Genomic DNA, 14,262 nt, shown 5'->3' with positions numbered 1-14,262 from the left:
ATCTGATATGCATAAATACAGTACTGTATGGTATGTTCAAGCTGGGACGGTGGTCATGTCAATGAGTGCACGCGGCGAGTTTTCCGAAATTCCTGTTCTCGACGTTTCTGGTCTGTATGGCTGTGATGAGGAGGCGGTGCGCGCGGTTGCTTCAACGCTTCGCGGTTATCTTGAGAATATTGGATTTCTCTATATCGTCGGCCATCAGATTCCCCAATCCGACATTGAAGCCGTCCGTGAGGCCAGCAAGCAGTTCTTCGCTCTTCCGGAAGATGAGAAGCTGAAGCTGCGGATCGACAAGAACTTCCGAGGTTACCTGCCGTTTGCCGGTTCCACGATCGTTACGTCGTCCGTGGCCACCGTCAGCAAGCCCAATCAGAGCGAATCGATCTTCTTCATGCACGAAGTGGAGGCAGATGACCCGCGGGCGCTGGCCGAGAAGCCGCTGCAGGGCCCGAACCAGTGGCCGGACGCTGCGCTGTTGCCGGAGTTCCGTGAAACCATCGAGCGCTATGTGGACCAGATGAGCACGCTGGCACGCAAGATGGTCGCCGCCATCTCCATTTCGCTGGGGCTTTCGCCAGACGAACTGAACGCGCATTTTGAAGACCCGACGACATTTCTGAGGCTTCTTCACTACCCGACACAGAAGGCGGAAGAGGGCCTTTTCGGTTCTGCCCCACACACCGATTACGGGTTCATCACGCTGCTCGCTCAGGATGACGTGGGCGGTCTCGAAGTGAAGAACAAGGCTGGCGATTGGGTACCGGCGCCACCGATCCCCAACTCCTTTGTCATGAATGTCGGCGACATTCTCGCCCGCTGGTCGAATGATGTTTTTGTCTCCACGCCGCATCGCGTGATCAACCGTTCGGGCCGCGAGCGCTATTCACAGCCATTCTTCTTCGATCCGTCGATGGAAGCGCAGATTGAAGCGTTGCCTGCCTGTGTTGTGGACGATGCGAAACCAAAGTACGAGCCGGTGCTTTATGGCGATTACCTGATGGAGCGGATCGACAAGAACTACCATTACCGCAAAAAGAAGGCCGCGCAGGAAAGCGCCGCTGGCTGATAGGCGGGGTGGATGCGGCCTTGATGATCCCGCGGGAACCCGGGGCCGTTTTGCAAAGGGTTATGCAGCCGGGCTTCGGCATATAAGAATGAATCCAGAGGAGAACGGGTATGAACACATGTTTGGCGCGATGGACGGGGCTCGGCCTTGCCGCGATGATCGGTGGCTGGAGCTCTTCGGCGATGGCCGCGGATGTCACGAAATCGCCTGAGGTCGAAGAGTCGGGCAAGCTGACGGTCGCAAACACGATCGACTTCGCGCCGTTCGAATATCTCGATGCTGACGGCAAGCCGACCGGCATCATCATTGAACTCGCAGGCGAAGTCGCCAAGCTTGTGGATGCCGAGCTTGACGTCCAGCGCACCCCGTTCCCCTCGATGATCCCGGGGCTTGCTGCCGGCCGCTTCAAGATTGCCTGGGAAACCTTTTCGGCCAATCCGGATCGTTTGAAACAGGTCGATTTCGTGATGTTCATCAAAGCTGGCATCGCCGCTTCCACATCACCGGAAAAGCAGGATGAATTCACCGGAGAGCAGCCGCTCTGTGGCAAGCGCGTAGGCGTTTCGGCTGGCAGCGCCTCCGACTTTCTGGTCGACAAGCTGACTGCGGAATGTACCGAGAAGGGGCTGGAGCCGATCGACAAATCGGTGTTCAATTCCTCAACCGACATCATTCAGGCGGTGCTTGCCGACCGCGTTGATGCACGGATGGACGATGCCACCGCTTCCAGCTATTTCGAGGTGACAAGCAAGGGCCAGTTGGTTGTGCTGCCAACGCTCTATGACGTTGCGCCGCTTGGTCTTGCCATCGCCAAGGATGACAAGCCTACCGCCGACATGATGGTTTCGGCCCTTTCCGAATTGTTCGAGAACGGCACCTACCAGTCGATCCTCGAAAAATTCGGAATGGGTGCCTATGCAATCAAGGAACCCTACTTCGTCGGTGACATGGAAGCGCTGCGGGCCGAGTAATCGGCCCACAACGTCATTGCAGTGAATTTGGAGAAACGATGAGCAAGGTCGACGCGAGCGAAGCTCGCCCCCAGCCATCCTCCCTGGTCGCGGATGTCGACCGTCTCGTCGTTGTGCCGCGGCGCAGCTATGGCATCTGGATCGGAACGGCTCTGACGCTGGTGCTCTCGTTTTTCATTCTGCGTGCATTCGCCGTTAATCCCGCCTTTGGGTGGGAGACGGCTGCGGGCTACCTCTTCCATCCCTCCATCATGCGGGGTCTGCTGAACACGCTGATCCTGACTGTGGTGATCATGGCGCTGGCCATCATCATCGGCACGGTGGTGGCTGTCATGCGGGTTTCTCCGAGCCCCGTCCTGCGTGGTTTCGCAGGGGCATATGTCTGGTTCTTTCGCGGTGTCCCGGCGCTGATCCAGCTCATTTTCTGGTTTAATCTCGCCCTCCTGGTGCGCGAATTTTCGCTGACGCTGCCATTTGTCGGCGAGGTATTCTCGATCCGTACAAATGATTTCATGACGCCGTTCTTCTCCGCCGTTGTGGCCCTGTCGCTTTGTGAGGCCGGGTACATGGCCGAGATCATCCGCGCCGGCATCAAGTCGGTGCCTTCCGGGCAGTCGGAAGCTGCAAGCGCCCTTGGTATGCCCTATCGCAACATCCTGAAGCGTATCGTCCTGCCGCAGGCCATGCGCTTCGTTGTGCCGCCCACTGGCAATGAGGCGATCAACCTTCTCAAGATGACTTCGCTCGTGACCTTCATCGCGGTCGATGATCTTTTCTATTCGGCGCAGTCGATCTACGCGCGCACCTTCGAGACCATCCCGCTGCTTATCGTGGTCGCGTTTTGGTATCTGGCAGTCGTCTCCATCATGTCGGTGGGACAGCATTTTCTGGAACGTCATTTTGGACGCAGCGAGACCCGGGCGGATTCCTGGGCCCTTCGCGTTCTGCGCAACGCATTTGGATCGCGTAGCAGGGAGCTGTCAGCATGAGCAACACGCCAGGCGAAAATCGCGCGCGCTTTGGTGTGCCGGAGAACTCCATGGTGTTCGCCCGTGGCGTGCGCAAATCCTACGGCCCGCTTGAAGTGCTCAAGGGCGTGGACATCGATGTTCCGGTTGGCTCGGTTGCCTGCATCATCGGGCCCTCGGGTTCCGGAAAAAGCACGTTCTTGCGCTGCATCAACCATCTGGAAAAGCTCACCGGTGGGATCCTTCTCGTCGATGGCGCCTTCGTGGGATACGACCTGCGCGGTGACCGTCTGCACGAGGTGAAGGATGACGAACTTTGCCAGCGGCGTGCCGAGATCGGCATGCTGTTCCAGTCTTTCAACCTGTTCTCTCACATGACGGTGATGGAGAACCTCGTTGAAGCGCCCATCCATGTGCGTCGTTTGCCTGTCGACCAGGCGAAAGCCGAGGCTATGGAACTGCTTGCCCGCGTAGGGCTGTCGGACAAGGTCGACCGGTATCCGCGGGAACTGTCGGGCGGGCAGCAACAGCGCGTGGCCATCGCTCGTGCCATGGCGATGAAGCCCAAGGTGCTGTTGTTTGACGAACCCACATCCGCTCTTGATCCCGAGCTTGTAGGCGAGGTGCTTCAGGTGATGCGCGACCTCGCCGAAGCCGGCATGACCATGGTCGTGGTCACGCATGAGATCGGCTTTGCCCGCGAAATCGGCGACCAGCTCATTTTCATGGATGGCGGCGTGATCGTGGAGCAGGGCAACCCGCGCGAGATGATCGCCGACCCGCAGTCACCGCGGACCCGGGAGTTTCTCTCGAAGGTTCTTTAGAGACGCCGTTACCGAGTCTGTTTCAGGAGCGGCCGGTTACCATTCGGCGATTGATCCATCCTCGTGCCGCCACACCGGCGCGCGCCAGCGATGCCCGACCTCTGCCTGCTTTCGCACAAACTCCTCATTCACCCGAATGCCAAGGCCCGGCCCTTTGGGGATCTTCAGGAACCCGTTTTCCAGTTCAAAGCCGTGACCCGGCTCGAGATAGTCGGCCATGTCCTGCGTGGCATTGTAGTGGATGCCGAGACTCTGTTCCTGGATGAAGGCGTTGTGACAGACGGCATCCACCTGCAAACAGGCGGCCAGCGCGATCGGTCCCAGCGGGCAATGCGGTGCAAGGGCGACATCATAGGCTTCGGCCCAGTGTGCAATGCGCAGCATTTCGGAGATGCCGCCGACATGCGCGGTGTCCGGGTTGATTACGCTTGCTGCCCTTTGTTCGAACACCGGCTTGAAATCGAAGCGCGAATGCAGCCGCTCGCCGATGCACAGAGGGATCGAGGTTTGTCGGGAGAGATCGGCCAGCGTGCCGATATGAGCAGAGTCGACCGCGTCTTCGATAAATATCGGTCTGAGATGCTCGATTTCCTTCAACAACTGCTTCGATACTGGCGCGTGAACGCGGCCGTGGAAATCAAAAGCGAGATCCATCTCGGTCCCGACGGCGGAGCGTAGATCCGACAATTGCTGGACGACGCCATCGAGCTTCTTGTAGCTGTCGATGATCTGCATTTCCGCGCAGGCGTTGAATTTGCAGGCGTTGAATCCACGTTTCATCAGGTCTTTTGCGCCGGCAATGAGATCCGAAGGGCGGTCGCCGCCGATCCAGCAATAGCTTCGGATCTTGTCGCGGACGGCACCGCCCAGGAGGTCGTGGACGGGAGCGTTGTAATATTGCCCCTTTATGTCCCAGAGCGCCATGTCGATGCCTGACAAGGCGCTCATCAGCACCGGCCCACCGCGATAGCATCCGTTCCGGTAGAGCATGTGCCAGATGTCTTCGATCCGCATGGGATCGGCGCCGATGAGAAAGTCGGAGAACTCCTCGATCTTGGCTGCGAGCGTTGCCGCGTGACCTTCCAGAACGGGTTCGCCCCAGCCGGAAATCCCTTCATCGGTTTCGATCTTGAGAAAGAGCCAACGCGGCGGAACAAGGAACGTGGTGAGCTTGGTGATCTTCATGAAAACGTGTCTTTTTTCGTTATGATTTGACGGATCGGGCGGCACTCACATCGTGCTTGGCCTTGGCAATAAGGGCGAGCGCTAGCTTGCGTGCGCCTTCGCTGTCGCGCAATCGCAGTGCTTCGACCAGCGCCCCGTGTTGATCGATCGATTCTTCAAGGTTTTCGGCCGAACGAGCCGAGGTGGACAGCATGAAGTTCAGAGCAGGATCCATAAGAGCGCCGAACTGCTGAAAAATTCTGTTGTGACTGGCCTTTAGAAGGAGCTCATGGAACACGGTGTCCGCGGCGATAAAGGCTTCGACATCGTTGCCGGCCTTCGCCATGGCCTGCCAGGCTGCTTCGATATCGGCGATTTCCTGCATCGTGGCCCGTCGCGCGGCCAGCTCCGCTGCCATTGGCTCAATCGCGCCGCGCGCCTCCAGAATGCAATCCACCAGCCCCATCCTGTCGAGATTGGGGCCAATCCATTCAAGGACTTGGTTGTCCAGAATATTCCATTCATCCTGGGGACACACGATGGTTCCGATGCGCGGACGGCTCACAACCAAACCTTTGGCCTGAAGGATTTTCAGCGCCTCGCGGACGACCGTGCGGCTGACGCCGTATTCTTCGCAAAGATCGTTTTCACGCGGCAGGTTCGAGCCTTCCGCGAATTTTCCCGACAAAATGCCCTCGGCGAGAGACTGTGCCACTGACAGGCGAACCCGCGGACGGATCGACTTGCCCGCCGGAGCATCCATGGCTGAAACGGTCACTTTCCTGTTGCCTCCACATTCTCTTGCCCCCCGGCTTTTCGAAAAGCCTCGAAGGGGTTTCTTGTCGGCAGTCATGGCCGTCTTTTATTCGTTGTCAAATCAATAGCATTATTTATCATACAAATGCAATTGACTAATATGATAATTAGACGTAATTTTCATCCGCTCTCAGGAGGGCGTCGCAGAGCAACAGGGAGGTTCTCATGCGTATTTTGAAAGCCGCAGCAATGGCTGCTATTGCCGGCACGCTTATGGCCGGGTCGGTGTTGGCCGACGAAGTGAAGATCGGTTTTCTGGTCAAGCAGCCGGAAGAGCCGTGGTTTCAGGATGAATGGAAGTTTGCTGATATTGCCGCTTCTGAAAAAGGCTTCACGCTGGTCAAAATCGGTGCGGAAGACGGCGAGAAAGTCATGTCCGCCATCGATAATCTCGGTGTCCAGGGCGTCCAGGGCTTCGTGATCTGCACGCCCGATGTGAAGCTCGGACCGGGCATTGTCGCCAAGGCCGCCGCCAATGGCCTCAAGCTGATGACCGTAGATGACAGGCTGGTCGGATCCGATGGCGAGCCCCTTGACGATGTGCCGCATATGGGCATCTCGGCAGTGAAGATCGGTGAGACGGCTGGTGAAGCCATCGTTGCGGAGATCAAGGACCGCGGTTGGGATATGAGCGAGGTTGGTGCAATCCGCGTCTCCTACGATCAGCTTCCGACTGCAGTCGATCGGGTCGAAGGTGCGATCGCAAAGCTCAAAGAGGCTGGCTTTCCGGAAGCCAATATCTTCGACGCGCCGCAGGCACGTACAGACACCGAGGCTGCTCTCAATGCCGCGACCGTGGTTCTGAACAAGAATGCCGGCATCAAGCATTGGGTCGCTTTCGGCCTCAATGATGAAGCAGTCCTTGGCGCGGTGCGCGCTGCGGAAGGTGTGGGGATCGGTGCCGATGGCATGATCGGTGTAGGCATTGGCGGTGCAGATTCGGCGATCAACGAATTCAAGAAGCCAGAGCCAACGGGTTTCTTCGGAACCGTGATCATCTCGCCGAAACGCCATGGCTATGAAACCGCACTCAACATGTATGAGTGGATCGTCGACGGCAAGGAGCCGGAGAAGCTGATCCTGACGTCCGGTGCCTTGGCGCTGCGCGACAACTATCAGGATGTCCGCAAGGAACTCGGCATCGAATAGCCGGCGGTTTCCATGCAGCCGGCGTGCAATCTGCCGGCTGCTCTCCTCCCGCTTCTTCGGCGGGTTTCGACACTGGCTACGCTTTGGAGGAAGCCAGCTTCATGTCTGCCTATCTCGAATTCTCCGGCATCTCGAAGAGTTATCCCGGCGTCAAAGCGCTTTCCGATGTTTCTTTTGGCGTTCGCAAAGGCGCGGTTCATGGTCTGATGGGCGAGAACGGCGCGGGGAAATCCACGCTGATCCGCATTCTTTCCGGCGACGCAGCTGCCGATGAAGGCACTGTGCGCATAGACGGCGAACCACAGAACTATCAGTCCACCCGTGATGCCTTCGATGCTGGCGTCGTGGTCATCCATCAGGAATTGCAGCTCGTTCCCGGGCTCACAGTTGCTGAAAATCTCTGCCTTGGTCGGTTTCCTGCATCCGGTGGCGTCATTGGCTTCAGTGCCATGTATGAGGATGTTCGCAGCAAACTGGAGCTTGCAGGTATTGCGGTCGACCCGACGCGCAAGGTCGCAGAACTTTCGATCGGCGAACGTCAGATGGTTGAAATTGCCAAAGCCGTCATGCTCGATGCGCGTGTCATCGCGCTGGATGAACCGACCTCTTCATTATCCTCTCGTGAGAGCGAAATTCTTTTCACCCTAATCGACAGGCTGAGGGAGGATGGCCGCGTCATTCTCTACATTTCCCATCGGTTGGACGAAGTCTTCCGCCTCTGCGACAGTCTCACAGTCTTGCGCGACGGCAAACTTGCTGCCCATCACGAAACGATCGAAGGGGTGACGCGCGAGCAAATCGTCTCCGAAATGGTTGGACGCGAAATCAGCGACATCTGGGGATGGCGTGCCCGTGCCGTCGGAGCGGTCGAGCTGGAGGTGGATGGAGTTCATGGCGAGAAGCTGCCCGTTCCAGCCTCCTTTCAGGCGCGAAAAGGGGAAATACTCGGGTTCTTTGGCCTCATTGGCGCGGGGCGCTCGGAGCTCTTGCGCTTGATCAGCGGTGCCGATCCGCGTGGTGGCGGCCATGTGCGTGTCGGTGGTGTGGAGATTGCGTCCGGTCAGCCGGCGGAGGCGATCCGCAAGGGAGTCGTTCTGTGCTCCGAGGATCGCAAGTTCGACGGCATCATCCAGGGCCGTTCGCTTGAAGAGAACATCCTTATCTCTTCGCGCCGTCATCTGACACGGTTTGGTGTGCTTGATCTGCGCCAGGAGGGGCAGGTCGCCGAGACCTTTCTGAAGAAACTGAGGGTGCGCACACCCTCGCGCAAGCAGGACATCATCAACCTCTCCGGTGGAAATCAGCAAAAGGTCATTCTCTGCCGTTGGCTGTCGGAAAAAGGTGTACGGGTTCTTCTCGTCGACGAACCGACGCGCGGTATCGATGTGGGCGCCAAATCCGAAATCTACGACATTCTCTATCAGCTCGCGGAGGAGGGAATGGCCATTGTCGTTGTTTCCAGCGAATTGCCCGAAGTGATGGGCATTTGCGACCGCATCCTCGTGATGTGCGAAGGGCGCATCAGCGCGGAGATCAAAAGAGCTGATTTCAACGAACAATCCATCCTCGCCGCGGCGCTGCCGGACGAGGCAAGCGCCGCATCGGTCGGTTAAGAGGCTTCACGATGACCACTTCCATCAAAAAGCTCATCCTGGGCGACCAGGGACTGCTTGTAATCTTCATTCTCGCCTTCGCGCTCGTGTCGCTGACGGTCCCCAACTTCCTGACCGAACGCAACATGCTCGGTCTCTTGCAGTCTGTGGTCACCGTTGGTGTGATTGCCTGCACGATGATGTTTTGCCTGGCAGCACGGGACTTCGATCTCTCCGTCGGCTCCAATGTCGCATTCTGTGGCATGGTTGCGGTGATGGCGTCGAACGCCACCGGATCCATCTTTCTCGGAATCCTGACCGCGCTGGCTGCGGGAGCGCTGGTCGGCCTTTTCAATGGTGTGGTCATCGCCAAGTTCCGCATCAATGCGCTGATTACCACGCTGGCGACCATGCAGATCGTGCGCGGGCTGGCGCTCATCTCGTCGGACGGGCGGGCTGTCGGTATCGACGATCCCACGTTCTACCAGCTTGCCCTCTCCAAGTTCCTGGGCGTTCCGACCCCGATCTGGGTGCTGGCTGCTCTCTTCGTCATTTTCGGATTTGTCCTGAACCGCACGGTCTTCGGCAAGAACACGCTCGCCATGGGCGGCAATCCGGAAGCTTCGCGGCTTGCGGGCGTCAATGTAGACTGGATGCGGATCTGGATTTTCACGCTACAGGGCTTCATCTGTGCGGTCGCCGGCATTTTGCTTGCCTCCCGCATTACATCCGGACAGCCGAATGCGGCCACGGGGCTTGAGCTCTCCGTCATTTCCGCCTGTGTTCTTGGCGGTGTGTCTCTGGCGGGCGGGCGTGCAACAATGACCGGAGTGATTGTCGGTGTGATGATCATGGGCATTGCCGAGAACGTCATGAACCTTCTGAATATTCAGGCTTTCTATCAATATGTGGTCCGTGGGTTCATCCTCCTGCTTGCCGTGCTGCTCGACAATATGCGGTCAAGCGCAATCGGGCGTCGTTGATGCAGGATGGCGTGTTGTAGATATTGGATTTGCCATCCTTTTAGCGAACGTTTGGTAGCGCCTTGGATATCGGGAGAGATCGCATGACATCTGGACAGGGACGGTTGAGCGGCAAGCGCATTTTTCTGACAGGTGCCGCTCAGGGCATAGGGCGGGCGATAGCCGAAGCCTGCCTGCGGGAAGGGGCTTCTTTGTTCCTGGTGGACAGGGATGAAGCACTTCTCGAGCAGACAGTCGTCGAACTCGATCAGGCTGACGGTCGGCTGGCCCATGCTGTCGCCGATATCTCGGACGCCTCTGCGATCAAGGCCGCGGCGGATATGGCCGTGCAGACAATCGGTATTCCGAATGCGCTTATCAACAATGCCGGTGTCAACGTCTTCCATGAACCGCTCGAGACCGACGATGAAGAATGGGCGCGCTGTTTCGACATCAATCTGAAGGGAGCATGGCATTGCTGCCGCTCGCTTTTGCCCGGCATGATTGCAGCGGGCGGCGGCGCGATCCTCAACATCGCCTCGACCCACAGCTTCACGATCATTCCGCACACCTTCCCGTATCCGGTGGCCAAGCACGCGCTTCTGGGCATGACGAAGGCGCTGGCGCTGGAATATGCGGGCAGGGGGGTGCGGGTGAATGCCATCGCGCCGGGTTATGTCGAAACGCAGAAAAACGTTGACTACTGGAACAGTTTCCCCGATCCGGATTCTGCGCGGGCAGAGACCATGGCCCTGCATCCGGGCGGTCGCATTGCAACGCCCGACGAGATCGCCATGGCGTCGGTTTTCATGATTTCCGACGAATGTCCCTTCATGAATGCCGCATGCCTCGTTATTGATGGTGGTCTGAGCGTTTTGCAGCATCCGGCCTGAGTTCACTTTCATGACCGACCTTTCCCGTCCGTTCTGCGCTGCCGTTGACTGGGGCACGAGCAGTTTTCGCCTTTGGCTTCTGGATGCCGAGGGTGCCGTCGTCGCATCCAGCAGGAGCGAAGAGGGCATGATGCATTGCGCGAATACGGGCTTTGCGCCGGTTCTTGAAGCGCATCTGGCAAAGGTGGAAGCACCTGCTGAAACGCCTGTCATGATCTGCGGGATGGCGGGTGCCAGGCAGGGGTGGCTGGAGGCACCTTATGTGGAGGTTCCCGCGAGCCTCGAGGCTTTGCCGACACAGTCTGTACGAGTTGCCGATGCCAAGAATGATGTTCGTATCCTGCCCGGGATTTCGCTGAACGACCCGCAGGCACCGAACGTCATGCGCGGCGAGGAAACACAATTGCTGGGTGCTGTGAGCGAGAGCGGCAATGCGTTGGTTTGCATGCCGGGGACGCATAGCAAATGGGTCGAGATTGAGAACGGTGTGGTTACGCGTTTCAGCACGTTCATGACCGGAGAGCTTTTTTCGTTGCTGACGAAGCATGGAATTCTGCAGCACGCGATCGAGGAGAAAGCCGTTGTCTCGTCAGATGCCGCAGCATTCCAGTCCGCGCTGGAACGCACCGAAGGACAGGCGCACGCTGTCCTTTCCGGGTTCTTCGGTGTCCGTGCTGCACAATTGCTTGGGCTGGAATCCCGCGGCGATGGTGCCGCACACCTTTCCGGTCTTTTGATCGGCGGCGAGGTCTCTGCCGCGCGAGAGCTTTTCGGTATGGATGATCGGGTTACGCTGATCGCATCAGATCCGATCAAGACGTTGTACGCGACCGCCATGGAAAAACAGGGCTTCCAGGTTGTCTCAAAAGATGCGGGAGAAGCCTCACGGGCAGGACTTTTCAGGTCAGCGAAACGAATTTGGAGCGAATAGACATGCCAGAGCGAGATGGGAATTGGCCGGGGGAGAAGCGGGCCCTGGTGGCGATCCTGCGTGGCATTCGTCCTTCGGAAGTTGCGGCCATGACCGAGATGCTCATCGATGAAGGCATCACCTCCATCGAGGTGCCGCTGAATTCGCCGGAACCGTTCCAGTCCATTGAAACAGCCCTAGCAATAGCGGAAGACCGGGCGCTTGTCGGTGCCGGTACGGTGCTCACCGTTGAGGACGTCGCGCGATTGCATGATATCGGCGGCCGGCTGGTCGTCAGCCCGAATACGGACCCGGAGGTGATCCGGCACAGCGTGTCGCTCGGCATGATCTCCATGCCCGGTGTTTTCACGCCCAGCGAAGCCCTTCTGGCGCACAAATGCGGGGCTTCGGCGCTTAAGTTTTTCCCGGCATCCGCGCTTGGCGTATCCGGCATTGCCGCTATCAAGGCAATTTTACCGAAGAGTGCTGTGGTGTGTGCCGTGGGCGGTGTCTCCGATGCCACGCTGGCCGATTATTTCGGGATCGGCGTGCGCGCATTCGGTCTGGGAACGGGGCTTTATCGACCGGGTGACGCCGTTGATATAGTGAGAGCGAGGGCACGCAAAACCGTAGAGGCCTATGACCGCGCTTTGACTGGTTGAAATTTCCACCAAGGCATCGCGAGTGGTCGGATAGCCGTCGTGGCAATTCTGGAGGCGCGCACGGGGCCTTTTCCGACGAATGGGTGATGAGCGCCTGTTCTTGACAATTGCGGGCGTCTCTTTCACGTGCTGTCGTGCGCGCGCCCATCGGCCGCGTTCAAAAGACAATCCGGAAAGGGTGGAAAATGTTCGAAAGCGCTCACATTGACGAGGCCATTGCGTGGCGTCGCAACCTGCATCGTCATCCCGAACTTGGATTTCAGGAAGAGCGTACTTCGAAGTTCATCGCCGGTCTCCTGGAGGGCTGGGGCTGGCAGGTTCAAACCGGGCTTGCGAAGACCGGCGTGGTCGCGCGGTTGGGTGACGGGGGCCCCTCGATTGGTCTGCGGGCGGATATCGATGCGCTGCCCATCGAGGAAACGACGGGACTGGAGTACGCGTCGAGCTACCCTGGCAAGATGCACGCCTGCGGGCATGACGGACATACGGCGATGTTGCTTCTGGCTGCGCGTCAGATGGCGTCTGAAGGTGTGACCGGCGGAAACGTGACCCTGATTTTCCAGCCAGCGGAAGAGAACGATGGTGGCGCGCGCGTGATGATTGAAGAGGGACTTTTTCGCCAGCATCCATGCGACAGCGTTTTCGGGATTCACAATTGGCCAGGTCTCGCACCAGGGCGGCTTGTCGCCCGCGACGGAGAAATGATGGCAGCCTTCGCGATTTTCGAGATCACCATTGAGGGACGTGGCGGACACGGCGCGATGCCTGAGCAGAGCGATGGCGTGGTGGCCGCAGCATCGCGTATCGCCACAGCGCTGCAGGAATTGCCGGCGCGCCGGTTGTCTCCGCTCGTGCCGGGCGTCGTTTCAGTGACACAGATTCACACCGGCTCTGCATTCAATGTCTGCCCCGACCGTGCGGTCGTGTGTGGAACGACCCGCTGGTTCCAATCCGAGGCAGGAGACGAAATCGAAACGAGGCTGGCAGAAGTGGCCCAGGGCATTGCCGCGGCACATGGTTGCCGGGCGAACATCGATTATCAGCGACGCTATCCTGCGGCCGTCAACAGTGCAGCCGAGGCAGGACTTGCCAGGCGTGTGGGGGAGGCGATGGGGCTCGATGCGGGAGAGGCCGGACCAAGCATGGCGTCGGAAGATTTCGCTTTCATGCTGAACGAAAAACCCGGAGCGTATATCTGGCTGGGCGCGGCGCGCCAGGGTGAAAACCCGGGACTTCATTCTCCTCGGTTTGATTTCAATGACGAAGTGCTGCCAACGGGCGCCGAATACTGGGTGCGATTGACGCGGCAGGCTCTTTCAGGCTGATGGACGCTCTGGACAGCCGCTTTTTGAGGGCGTTTCTGGTCGTTGCCCGTGAGGGATCGATCCGTCGTGCCGCCGAACGGCTGAATGTTGCGCCCTCGGCGATCAGCCGCAAGCTGGCTGAAGTGGAAGCGCGGCTGGGTGTTGGTCTCGTGGAACGCAGCGCACAGGGCATCGTGCTCACGGATGCAGGGCGGCTGGTGCGTGAACATGCGCTTGTCCGGCAGGATGAAGAGACGTTTCTGCTCGATCAGCTCGGCAAGTTCAGAGCTTCGGGCGGGCAGGTGGTGCGTATCGCGGTCGGCGAAGGGTTTGCCGCAGATCTGATGCAGAACGGCCTTGCACCGCTCGCGGAGAAACATCCTCACCTGAGGTTTCGAATCAATATTGCCGGAACGGAGGAAATCCAGCGCCAGGTGGTTGAAGGGGACGCGGATCTGGGCATCGCCTACAATCCTGTCCCTATGGAGGCGACACGCGCCGTTGCGCTTGCAAGGCAACCGCTCTGCGGTGTGGTCCCGGTTCAATCCCCGCTCGCTGAACGCCGGTCCGTTCGGCTTGCTGAAATGCTGGATCATCCCTTTGCCATTCTTGATGCCCGTCACGGCATCAGGGTACTGGTCGCGCGCGCTGCCGGCGATCTCGGGTTTGCGCTGCGTCCGCAGGTGGAGACTTCTTCCATCGCCGCACTGATCCGGTATGTGGGAGCGGGCATGGGCGGAAGCTTCCTTCCGCGCTTCTCCGTTTCGATACAGGCAGAGCGGGGTGAGGTTGCGATTGTCGAACTTGATGAGGAAAGCCTGCGGCATGTCAGTGCGCACCTTATGGTGCGGGCCCGCCGTCGCTTGCCGCAGTCAGCTTCGACGACGGTGGAATATCTCGCCGCAAACATGTCGGCATTCCGTGAATAATGCATCTTGTGTTGCCAAAATGGCAACGCAACGTCCCTGAATCGGC

Annotated in this window: 14 protein-coding genes; 12 read left to right on the top strand and 2 right to left on the bottom strand. The window is 58.7% G+C overall.

The genetic code is table 11. The annotated features are described in order from the left end of the window. Window positions 1–55 precede the first annotated feature (55 nt). From KW403_RS03360 to KW403_RS03345, 4 genes are all read left to right on the top strand, one after another. A complete protein-coding gene (locus KW403_RS03360) occupies window positions 56–1,072 on the top strand; it encodes an isopenicillin N synthase family dioxygenase (RefSeq protein ID WP_223021346.1) in 1,017 nt (338 codons plus the stop codon). Between the two features lie 110 nt (window positions 1,073–1,182). Beyond that, a complete protein-coding gene (locus KW403_RS03355) occupies window positions 1,183–2,043 on the top strand; it encodes an ABC transporter substrate-binding protein (protein WP_223021345.1) in 861 nt (286 codons plus the stop codon). A gap of 38 nt (window positions 2,044–2,081) precedes the next feature. Further along, complete coding sequence (locus KW403_RS03350) at window positions 2,082–3,032, top strand: amino acid ABC transporter permease (protein ID WP_223021344.1); 951 nt, start codon at window positions 2,082–2,084, stop codon at window positions 3,030–3,032. A 50-nt stretch (window positions 3,033–3,082) separates the two neighbouring features. Then, window positions 3,083–3,835: an amino acid ABC transporter ATP-binding protein gene (locus tag KW403_RS03345; RefSeq protein WP_223022428.1), complete on the top strand. Its 753-nt coding sequence runs from the start codon at window positions 3,083–3,085 to the stop codon at window positions 3,833–3,835. Window positions 3,836–3,871: 36 nt separating this feature from the next. Here the strand turns inward: KW403_RS03345 and dgoD are convergent, their stop codons facing one another. Further along, the gene (gene dgoD / locus KW403_RS03340) at window positions 3,872–5,020 is read right to left on the bottom strand and encodes a galactonate dehydratase (protein WP_223021343.1); all 1,149 of its coding nucleotides are present in this window, start codon (window positions 5,018–5,020) and stop codon (window positions 3,872–3,874) included. 19 nt (window positions 5,021–5,039) lie between these two features. Beyond that, window positions 5,040–5,762, bottom strand: a complete 723-nt coding sequence (locus tag KW403_RS03335) for a FadR/GntR family transcriptional regulator (protein ID WP_223022427.1) — start codon at window positions 5,760–5,762, stop codon at window positions 5,040–5,042. Window positions 5,763–5,980: 218 nt separating this feature from the next. Here KW403_RS03335 and KW403_RS03330 point away from each other — a divergent pair, with 218 nt between their 5' ends. From KW403_RS03330 to KW403_RS03295, 8 genes are all read left to right on the top strand, one after another. Beyond that, window positions 5,981–6,964, top strand: a complete 984-nt coding sequence (locus KW403_RS03330; protein ID WP_223021342.1) for an arabinose ABC transporter substrate-binding protein — start codon at window positions 5,981–5,983, stop codon at window positions 6,962–6,964. 101 nt (window positions 6,965–7,065) lie between these two features. Then, window positions 7,066–8,577, top strand: a complete 1,512-nt coding sequence (gene araG, locus KW403_RS03325) for an L-arabinose ABC transporter ATP-binding protein AraG (RefSeq protein WP_223021341.1) — start codon at window positions 7,066–7,068, stop codon at window positions 8,575–8,577. Window positions 8,578–8,588: 11 nt separating this feature from the next. Further along, window positions 8,589–9,539: an L-arabinose ABC transporter permease AraH gene (gene araH / locus KW403_RS03320; RefSeq protein ID WP_223021340.1), complete on the top strand. Its 951-nt coding sequence runs from the start codon at window positions 8,589–8,591 to the stop codon at window positions 9,537–9,539. Between the two features lie 83 nt (window positions 9,540–9,622). Next, window positions 9,623–10,411, top strand: a complete 789-nt coding sequence (locus KW403_RS03315; RefSeq protein ID WP_223021339.1) for an SDR family oxidoreductase — start codon at window positions 9,623–9,625, stop codon at window positions 10,409–10,411. A gap of 10 nt (window positions 10,412–10,421) precedes the next feature. Continuing rightward, window positions 10,422–11,342 (top strand): 2-dehydro-3-deoxygalactonokinase, encoded by a 921-nt coding sequence (locus tag KW403_RS03310; RefSeq protein ID WP_223021338.1) that lies wholly within the window; start codon window positions 10,422–10,424, stop codon window positions 11,340–11,342. A gap of 2 nt (window positions 11,343–11,344) precedes the next feature. Continuing rightward, window positions 11,345–11,983, top strand: coding sequence for a 2-dehydro-3-deoxy-6-phosphogalactonate aldolase (locus KW403_RS03305; RefSeq protein WP_223021337.1), 639 nt, complete (start codon window positions 11,345–11,347; stop codon window positions 11,981–11,983). A 185-nt stretch (window positions 11,984–12,168) separates the two neighbouring features. Next, complete coding sequence (locus KW403_RS03300) at window positions 12,169–13,308, top strand: M20 aminoacylase family protein (RefSeq protein ID WP_223021336.1); 1,140 nt, start codon at window positions 12,169–12,171, stop codon at window positions 13,306–13,308. After that, the gene (locus tag KW403_RS03295) at window positions 13,308–14,216 is read left to right on the top strand and encodes a LysR family transcriptional regulator (protein WP_223021335.1); all 909 of its coding nucleotides are present in this window, start codon (window positions 13,308–13,310) and stop codon (window positions 14,214–14,216) included. Before KW403_RS03300 ends, KW403_RS03295 begins: the two co-directional genes overlap by 1 nt. Window positions 14,217–14,262 lie beyond the last annotated feature (46 nt).

The organism is Nitratireductor kimnyeongensis (genome assembly GCF_019891395.1).
GTDB lineage: Bacteria > Pseudomonadota > Alphaproteobacteria > Rhizobiales > Rhizobiaceae > Nitratireductor > Nitratireductor kimnyeongensis.
This window is presented reverse-complemented; position numbering and strand designations above follow the sequence as displayed.

Excerpts from the sequence above, each read along its gene's own strand:
- KW403_RS03360 (WP_223021346.1), top strand. The coding sequence starts at position 56 with ATGTCAATGAGTGCACGCGGCGAGTTTTCCGAAATTCCTGTTCTCGAC.
- KW403_RS03355 (WP_223021345.1), top strand. The coding sequence starts at position 1,183 with ATGAACACATGTTTGGCGCGATGGACGGGGCTCGGCCTTGCCGCGATG.
- KW403_RS03350 (WP_223021344.1), top strand. The coding sequence starts at position 2,082 with ATGAGCAAGGTCGACGCGAGCGAAGCTCGCCCCCAGCCATCCTCCCTG.
- KW403_RS03345 (WP_223022428.1), top strand. The coding sequence starts at position 3,083 with ATGGTGTTCGCCCGTGGCGTGCGCAAATCCTACGGCCCGCTTGAAGTG.
- dgoD (WP_223021343.1), bottom strand. The coding sequence starts at position 5,020 with ATGAAGATCACCAAGCTCACCACGTTCCTTGTTCCGCCGCGTTGGCTC.
- KW403_RS03335 (WP_223022427.1), bottom strand. The coding sequence starts at position 5,762 with ATGGATGCTCCGGCGGGCAAGTCGATCCGTCCGCGGGTTCGCCTGTCA.
- KW403_RS03330 (WP_223021342.1), top strand. The coding sequence starts at position 5,981 with ATGCGTATTTTGAAAGCCGCAGCAATGGCTGCTATTGCCGGCACGCTT.
- araG (WP_223021341.1), top strand. The coding sequence starts at position 7,066 with ATGTCTGCCTATCTCGAATTCTCCGGCATCTCGAAGAGTTATCCCGGC.
- araH (WP_223021340.1), top strand. The coding sequence starts at position 8,589 with ATGACCACTTCCATCAAAAAGCTCATCCTGGGCGACCAGGGACTGCTT.
- KW403_RS03315 (WP_223021339.1), top strand. The coding sequence starts at position 9,623 with ATGACATCTGGACAGGGACGGTTGAGCGGCAAGCGCATTTTTCTGACA.
- KW403_RS03310 (WP_223021338.1), top strand. The coding sequence starts at position 10,422 with ATGACCGACCTTTCCCGTCCGTTCTGCGCTGCCGTTGACTGGGGCACG.
- KW403_RS03305 (WP_223021337.1), top strand. The coding sequence starts at position 11,345 with ATGCCAGAGCGAGATGGGAATTGGCCGGGGGAGAAGCGGGCCCTGGTG.
- KW403_RS03300 (WP_223021336.1), top strand. The coding sequence starts at position 12,169 with ATGTTCGAAAGCGCTCACATTGACGAGGCCATTGCGTGGCGTCGCAAC.
- KW403_RS03295 (WP_223021335.1), top strand. The coding sequence starts at position 13,308 with ATGGACGCTCTGGACAGCCGCTTTTTGAGGGCGTTTCTGGTCGTTGCC.